The organism is Limimaricola litoreus (assembly GCF_024159025.1).
GTDB lineage: Bacteria > Pseudomonadota > Alphaproteobacteria > Rhodobacterales > Rhodobacteraceae > Limimaricola > Limimaricola litoreus.
The window spans coordinates 1-7357 of sequence record NZ_JAMYXC010000196.1 but is presented as its reverse complement, the minus strand read 5'-3'; the positions used below and the strand labels follow the sequence as shown (position 1 = coordinate 7357).

The 7357-nt window shown below is 68.9% G+C and carries 10 protein-coding genes; 7 read left to right on the top strand and 3 right to left on the bottom strand.

All coding sequences use genetic code 11. The annotated features are described in order from the left end of the window. Positions 1-259: uroporphyrinogen-III synthase (locus NHG85_RS12680; protein ID WP_370363021.1), on the bottom strand; the 259-nt coding region annotated here is incomplete at its 3' end. A gap of 79 nt (positions 260-338) precedes the next feature. On the opposite strand from NHG85_RS12680, the gene tsaD reads away from it, so the two are divergent. The 7 genes from tsaD to NHG85_RS12645 all read left to right on the top strand — a co-directional run bounded on the left by tsaD (position 339) and on the right by NHG85_RS12645 (position 5167). Next, the gene (gene tsaD, locus NHG85_RS12675; RefSeq protein ID WP_253332907.1) at positions 339-1430 is read left to right on the top strand and encodes a tRNA (adenosine(37)-N6)-threonylcarbamoyltransferase complex transferase subunit TsaD; all 1092 of its coding nucleotides are present in this window, start codon (positions 339-341) and stop codon (positions 1428-1430) included. Beyond that, positions 1427-2395, top strand: a complete 969-nt coding sequence (locus NHG85_RS12670) for an NAD(P)H-dependent glycerol-3-phosphate dehydrogenase (protein WP_253332905.1) — start codon at positions 1427-1429, stop codon at positions 2393-2395. The genes tsaD and NHG85_RS12670 overlap by 4 nt, the downstream gene beginning before the upstream one ends. After that, positions 2392-2664, top strand: a complete 273-nt coding sequence (locus NHG85_RS12665) for a YciI family protein (protein WP_253332903.1) — start codon at positions 2392-2394, stop codon at positions 2662-2664. Before NHG85_RS12670 ends, NHG85_RS12665 begins: the two co-directional genes overlap by 4 nt. Continuing rightward, positions 2664-3089: an EVE domain-containing protein gene (locus tag NHG85_RS12660; protein ID WP_253332901.1), complete on the top strand. Its 426-nt coding sequence runs from the start codon at positions 2664-2666 to the stop codon at positions 3087-3089. The genes NHG85_RS12665 and NHG85_RS12660 overlap by 1 nt, the downstream gene beginning before the upstream one ends. Before the next feature lie 49 nt (positions 3090-3138). Beyond that, a complete protein-coding gene (locus NHG85_RS12655) occupies positions 3139-3534 on the top strand; it encodes a DUF1761 domain-containing protein (RefSeq protein WP_253332899.1) in 396 nt (131 codons plus the stop codon). Positions 3535-3760: 226 nt separating this feature from the next. Further along, a complete protein-coding gene (locus NHG85_RS12650; RefSeq protein WP_253332897.1) occupies positions 3761-4507 on the top strand; it encodes a ZIP family transporter in 747 nt (248 codons plus the stop codon). A gap of 69 nt (positions 4508-4576) precedes the next feature. Beyond that, on the top strand, positions 4577-5167 hold the full coding sequence (locus NHG85_RS12645; RefSeq protein ID WP_253332895.1) for an HD domain-containing protein: 591 nt from the start codon (positions 4577-4579) through the stop codon (positions 5165-5167). Positions 5168-5171: 4 nt separating this feature from the next. On the opposite strand, the gene msrA is transcribed toward NHG85_RS12645, so the two are convergent. Then, positions 5172-5813, bottom strand: a complete 642-nt coding sequence (gene msrA / locus NHG85_RS12640; RefSeq protein ID WP_253332893.1) for a peptide-methionine (S)-S-oxide reductase MsrA — start codon at positions 5811-5813, stop codon at positions 5172-5174. 131 nt (positions 5814-5944) lie between these two features. Continuing rightward, positions 5945-7171: an argininosuccinate synthase gene (locus NHG85_RS12635; protein ID WP_253332891.1), complete on the bottom strand. Its 1227-nt coding sequence runs from the start codon at positions 7169-7171 to the stop codon at positions 5945-5947. Positions 7172-7357 lie beyond the last annotated feature (186 nt).

Here is a 7357-nt window from a genome sequence, read left to right as displayed (position 1 = left end):
CCGCCTGCGCAGTGCGCGGCCCGACACACCAGGCGGGCAGGCCGGCATAGCCCATCCGCGCCGCACCCCGCGCGCCGCGCTCCGATGTCAGGATCAGCGCGGCGGGGGAAAGCTCGGGCCGCGGCGGGGTCATCTCGTCGATCCGGAGCAGCGGCGCGATCAGCGCAGGCACATGCCGCCCGGCGGCAAGCTCGAGCTCCGCGAGAAACCGCCGCGCCGCGGGCTCGGGTCGGGTCAGCAGCAGCATCGGTTCGGTCATCGCGTCACTCCCCTCGCGGCATTGTTCGAAGCGAAGCGGGATGGTAGCTGCGCAGAGCGCGGGCGCAAGCGGGGCGGACATGACCGGACTCACCATTCTCGGCATCGAATCGAGCTGCGACGACAGCGCGGCGGCGGTGGTGCGCCGGACCGAAACCGGGCCGCGCGTGCTCTCCTCCGTCGTGCGCGGCCAGACCGCGCTGCATGCGGAGTTCGGCGGCGTCGTGCCCGAGATCGCGGCGCGTGCCCATGCGGAGGTGCTCGATCACTGCGTCGAGGCGGCGCTGGAGGAGGCCGGTCTCGGCATGGACGATCTCGACGGGATCGCGGTGACCGCCGGGCCGGGGCTGATCGGCGGGGTGCTCTCGGGGGTGATGCTGGCCAAGGGGCTGTCGGCGGCCACCGGGCTGCCGCTGATCGGGGTCAATCACCTCGCGGGCCACGCGCTGACGCCGCGGCTGACCGACGAGCTGGAATTTCCCTATCTGATGCTGCTGGTCTCTGGCGGGCATTGCCAGTTTCTCGTGGTCGAGGGCGAGGACAGCTTCCGCCGCCTCGGCGGCACGATCGACGACGCGCCGGGCGAGGCCTTCGACAAGACCGCGCGGCTTTTGGGCCTGCCGCAGCCCGGCGGCCCGGCGGTCGAGGCCGAGGCGCGGGAAGGGGACGCGGAGCGGATCCGGCTGCCGCGCCCGCTTCTGGACCGGCCCGGCTGCGACATGTCCTTTTCCGGGCTGAAGACGGCGCTCCTGCGTGCGCGCGACGCCGAGATGGCACAGGCCGGCGGGCTGACCCGCGCCACGCGCGCCGATCTCGCCGCGAGCTTTCAGCAGGCCGTGGTCGATATCCTCGCCGAGAAGACCCGCCGCGCGCTCGATCTCTATCTTGATCTCGCCCCCGTACGCCCGGCCTTTGCCGTGGCGGGGGGCGTGGCGGCCAATGGGCCGATCCGCGCGGCGTTGCAGGCGCTCTGCGCCAAGCGCGGGGTCGCCTTCTCGGCCCCGCCGCTCAGCCTGTGCACCGACAACGCGGCGATGATCGCCCATGCGGGGCTGGCGCGGCTCGCGGCGGGGGAGGCGGACGGGCTGGAGCTTTCCGCGCGGCCGCGCTGGCCGCTCGATGCGCGGGCGGCGCCGATGATCGGATCGGGCAGGAAGGGAGCCAAGGCATGAGAATCGGGATCGCGGGGGCGGGCGCGTTCGGGACGGCGCTGGCGGTGACGCTGGCGCAGGCGGGGCAGGCGGTGACGCTCTGGGCGCGCGATGCGGAGGCGGTCGGGGAGATACGCCGCACGCGCCGGGTTGAGCGGCTGCCCGAGATCGAGCTGCCGGAGGGAATCGAGCCTGTTTCAGCGCTTTCGAGCCTGTTTTCCTGCGACACGATCCTCATGGCGCTGCCCGCGCAGGCCACCCGCGGCTTCGTAGCCGAGCATGCCGCGCCGCTCGCGGGCAAGGTGCTCGTCGCCTGCGCCAAGGGCATCGACCTGCACAGCCTCACCGGCCAGACCGCGATCATTGCCAAGGCCGTGCCATCGGCCACGCCCGCGCTGCTGACGGGCCCGAGCTTTGCCGCCGATATCGCGCGCGGCCTGCCCACGGCGCTGACGCTGGCCTGCGCCGACGAGGCCTGCGGCGCGGCGCTGCAGCAGGCGCTCTCGACGCCGACGCTCAGGCTCTATCGCAGCGCCGACGTGATCGGCGCCGAGCTTGGCGGCGCGCTCAAGAACGTCATTGCCATCGCCTGCGGCGCCTGCATCGGCGCGGGGCTGGGCGACAGCGCGCGTGCGGCGCTGATGACCCGCGGTTTTGCCGAGATGCAGCGCCTCGCCGCCGCCTTGGGCGCGCGGCCCGAGACGCTGATGGGGCTGTCGGGCTTCGGCGATCTGGTGCTCACCTGCTCATCGGAGCTGTCGCGCAACTACCGCTACGGGCTGGCGCTGGGCCGGGGCGAGACGTTCGACAGCCACATGACGGTCGAGGGCGCGGCCACGGCACGCGCCGTCACCGATCTTGCCGCCGCGCGCGGGCTCGACCTGCCGATCTCGGCGGTCACCGCGCGCATGGTGGCGGGCGATCTCACACCGCTTCAAGCGCTCGATGCGCTGATCAACAGACCCCTCAAGGAGGAACGAGAATGAGCTTTGCCGTCATCACCCGCGACAAGCCCGGCGCGCTGCAGATCCGCAAGGACACGCGCGAGGCGCATCTCGAATACATCGAATCCACCGGCGTCGTGCTGATGGCCGGGCCGTTTCTGGGCGAGGATGGCGAAATGGACGGCTCGCTGGTGATCCTCGACGTGGCCGACAGGACGGCGGCGGAGGCTTGGGCCGGGAACGACCCCTATGCCGGCGCCGGGCTGTTCGAGAGCGTCGAGATCCGCGCCTGGAAGAAGGTGATCGGCTGATGCGCTACTGGCTGTTCAAGTCCGAGCCGAATGTCTGGTCCTGGGACCAGCAGGTCGCCAAGGGCGAGACGGGCGAGGAATGGGACGGGATCCGCAACTACCAGGCCCGCAACTTCATGCGCGAGATGGAGATCGGCGATCGCGGCTTCTTCTACCACTCCAACATCGGCAAGGCGGCGGTGGGCGTGGTCGAGGTCTGCGCCACCGTGCATCCCGACAGCAAGGCGGACGACCCGCGCTGGGAATGCGTCGATATCCGCGCGCTCTACAAGCTGGGGCGCGAGGTAAGCCTCGACGAGATCAAGACCGAGCCGCGGCTGGCGCAGATGGTGCTGGTCAACAATTCGCGGCTTTCGGTGCAGCCGGTGACCGAAGATGAGTGGCGCGTGATCCACGAGCTGGCGGGTTCTCTGACCGACGCCTAGCGCCGCGGGCCGGTTCGGGCCATGCTGGGGGAAACCGAAGGACCCTGTCATGGCACTTCTCTCGATCCTGCTGGCGGCGCTCACCTCATTCGCGCTGGGCGCGGTCTGGTACATGGCGCTGGCCGGGCCGTGGATGGCCGCCTCGGGCGTGGCGGTGGGCGCGGATGGCAAGCCCGAGAACAGCGGCTCGCCTCTGCCCTATCTCGTCTCCTTCATCGCGATGCTGATCATCGCGGCGACGATGCGCTATGGCTTCGGGCTAGCAAGGATCGACAGCGGGCTTGGCGGCTTCTTCGGCGGGCTGGCGGTGGGGGCGCTGTTCATCGCGCCCTGGATCACGCTCAACACCGGCTATTCGAACCGGCCCTGGTCGCTCGCGGTGATCGATGGCGGCTACGCGGCGCTGGGCTGCGCGGCGATGGGGTTCGTTCTGGGGCTGTTCTGAAGCGGTATCGGGGGGCATCGGACAAGGCCAGCACCCCCCGTCTCACCCGCGGACTCCCACCCGGCGGAACCATGAAACTCTGGGGTCTGACCTTCTGGCCGACAGGGGGGAGATAGCCGCATGGGCCGATTCGACGCAAGGTTTCTATGCGGCGAATCCCCTCCACTTCCTTAGGAACCCGGCAAGCAGGGCCGGGTTGAGACGAGGATCCGACCCGGGAGGCCGCATGGAAATACTGACCCAATCCGGCGCCGCGCTCGTCGTGCTGATCTTTGCCTCGGTGCATCTGTTCAGCCCCAAGCTGGTGTTTCTCGACCATACCCCGCGCAGCATCTGGCTGTCGGCGGCGGGGGGCGTTTCGGTGGCCTATGTCTTCGTGCACCTGCTGCCCGAGCTGTCGCATTTCTCGAGCCTGCTCGACCTGGGCGACGAGGCGCATCATGAGGCGGGCACGCATGAAAGCGCCGCGCCATGGATCTATCTCATGGCGCTGACCGGCCTCGTCGTCTTCTACGCGCTGGAGCGGATGGCGCAGAAGCAGGCCGGGCATCGCGGCACGACCTCGCCAGCCGGCGCCTTCTGGCTGCATCTGGGCGGCTTTGCGCTTTACAACTTCCTCGTGGGCTACCTGCTCGAGGAGCAGCTGCGCGAGGAGGGGGTCTTCGGCATGCTGCTCTATGCCGGGGCGCTGGGGCTGCATTTCGTGGTCAACGACCGGGCGCTTTATGGCCATCACGGGGCGCGCTACCTGCGCCATGGGCGCTGGCTGCTCGCGGGCGCGGTGGCGGCGGGCTGGCTGGCAAGCCTGGGCTACGAGATCCCCGAGGCCTGGATCGCGGGGGGCTTCGGCTTTCTGGCCGGATCGGTGGTGCTCAACGTCATCAAGGAGGAACTGCCCGAGGAGCGCGAAAGTCGTCTTTGGGCCTTTGCGCTGGGGGCCGCGCTCTATGCGGCGCTGCTGCTGGCGCTGTAGCGGCGGCCGATTGCCCGCGGCCCGGCGGGCGTGCTAGCCCCTACCGCGATCCGGGGGGAAATGAGCGGCATGGCGAAGGGCAGGGCGTGGCAGCGGATGCTTTCGGGGCGCAGGCTCGACCTGCTCGACCCGACGCCCGTGGATATCGAGATTTCGGACATCGCGCATGGGCTGGCCTTCGTGGCGCGTTGGAACGGGCAGACGCGCGGCGATTTCGCCTATTCGGTGGCCGAGCATTCGCTGCTGGTCGAGGAGATCTTTGCGCTGGGCCAACCCTCGGCCCCGCCGCGCGACAGGCTGGCCGCACTGCTGCACGACGCGCCCGAATACGTGATCGGCGACATGATTTCGCCGGTGAAGGCCGCCGTGGGGCCGGGCTACGGCGCGCTCGACGCGCGGCTCGCCGGCGCGATCCATCTGCGCTTCGGCCTGCCCGCCGAGCTGCCTGCCGAACTCAAGCGTCGGATCAAGCGCGCCGACAAGGTCTCGGCCTGGCTCGAGGCGGTGCGCATCGCGGGGTTTTCCGAAAGCGAGGCCGACAGGCTGTTCGGGCGGGTCGATCGTGATCTTGCGGCGCGGTTCGAGATCCGCCTCAGGCCGCCGCGGGCGACGCGCGAGGCTTTCGTCGCCTGCTTCGAGAAGCTGTCGGCGCTGCTTTAGAGCCTCACTTCACGAAAGGCGCGTCTTCGCCCCAAAGCTGCACGATCCGCGCATCGCGGCCGCAGCCCGAACGGTAGCGCTTGTAGGCCTCGGATTTGGGCACGAAGACCCCGACCGAGGAAACGGCGAGCCGCTCGTCGCTCTTGTAGTAATCCTGGTGATAGGCATCGGCCGGGTAGAAGGGCGCGTCGTCGAGGATCGGGGTGACGATCTCCTGGCCCAGTTCCGCCTGCGCCGCCTGCCGGGCGGCCTCGGCTGCGGCACGGTCGTCCGCATCGGCGAAGATCGCGGTGCGGTAGGAGGGGCCGCGGTCGCAGAACTGCCCCTCCGCATCGGTCGGGTCGATCGAGCGGAAGAACAGGTCGTAGAGCTGCCGCGCCTCCACCTTGGAGGGATCATAGGTGATCTCGACCGCCTCGTAATGGCCGGTGCCGCCGCCGGTGACCTCCTTGTAGGTCGGGTTCTCGGTCGTGCCGCCGGCAAAACCCGAGACCGCCTCGATCACACCCTCGACGCCTTCGAAATCCGCCTCCACGCACCAGAAGCAGCCGCCCGCGACGGTGATGGTCTGCGTGGATTGCGCCTGTGCCATCGGGGCGGCAAGAGCGAGGGCTGCGACGAGGCTGTGGAACGGTCGGCGTGTCATGATGGGTCTCCCTGTCGGTCTGGGCCAATGCTGTGGCAGACAGGACCCATCGCAAGACAAGGCTGCGTGATCAAAGTGTAACGCGCCCTACGAAGGCCGGCGCCGCGCCCGAAGGCGCGACGCCGACAGGGTCACTTCACGCGGCGGTCGCGCGCGGCGAGCAGCTTCAGGCGCAGCGCGTTGAGCTGGATGAAGCCCTTGGCGTCGACCTGGTCATAGGCGCCGGCGTCCTCCTCGAAAGTCACATGCGCCTCGGAATAGAGGCTGTGATCGGACCAACGGGCGATGGTGCGCGCCGAACCCTTGTAGAGCTTCACCCGCACGGTGCCGGTGACGTGCTCCTGGCTCTTGTCGATGAGCGCCTGCAGCATCTCGCGCTCGGGGCTGAACCAGAAGCCGTTGTAGATCAGCTCGGCATAGCGCGGCATGATCGAATCCTTGAGGTGGCCCGCGCCGCTATCGAGCGTGATCTGCTCGATGCCGCGATGCGCCTCCAGGAGGACCGTGCCGCCCGGCGTCTCGTAGATGCCGCGCGACTTCATGCCGACGAAGCGGTTCTCCACGAGGTCGAGCCGGCCCACGCCGTGCTTGCCGCCCAACTCGTTGAGCTTGGTCAGGATCGTGGCCGGGCTCATCGCCTCGCCGTTGATCGAGACCGCGTCGCCCTTCTCGAAGCCGATCTCGATGATCTCGGGCTCGTTCGGGGCCTCCTCCGGCGCGACGGTGCGCTGGTAGACGTATTCGGGCGCCTCGTCGGCGGGATCCTCGAGCACCTTGCCCTCGGAGGAGGTGTGCAAAAGGTTCGCATCGACCGAGAAGGGCGCTTCGCCGCGCTTGTCCTTGGCGATCGGGATCTGGTTCTGCTCGGCGAATTCCAGAAGCTTGGTGCGCGAGGTCAGATCCCATTCGCGCCACGGCGCGATCACCTTGATCTCGGGGTTGAGTGCATAGGCCGCGAGCTCGAAGCGGACCTGGTCGTTGCCTTTGCCGGTGGCGCCATGGGCCACGGCATCGGCGCCCTCGGCCTCGGCGATCTCGACGAGACGCTTGGAAATGAGCGGCCGGGCGATCGAGGTGCCCAGCAGGTAGAGCCCCTCGTAGAGGGCATTGGCGCGGAACATCGGGAAGACGAAGTCGCGCACGAATTCCTCGCGCAGATCCTCGATGTGGATCGAGGTGGCGCCCATCATCTCGGCCTTCTTGCGCGCGGGCTCCAGCTCCTCGCCCTGGCCCAGATCAGCGGTGAAGGTCACCACCTCGCAGCCATATTCGGTCTGCAGCCATTTGAGGATGATCGAGGTGTCGAGGCCGCCGGAATAGGCGAGGACGACCTTCTTCGGGGCGGGCTGGGCGGCCATGGGCAATTCTCCGTATGGGCGTTCAGGGGCGTGGGTTAATGGCTTTCGACCCTTGGGGCAAGCGCGGGCCGAGACGGCGCGGCCCGAAGCGAGGGTGCGGTAGGGGCAAGCTCAAGCCGCAGCTTCACCATCCACGCGCGCAAGGCCTGGTTGCAGGGGCTGAGCCCCAAGGAAAACCGAGACATC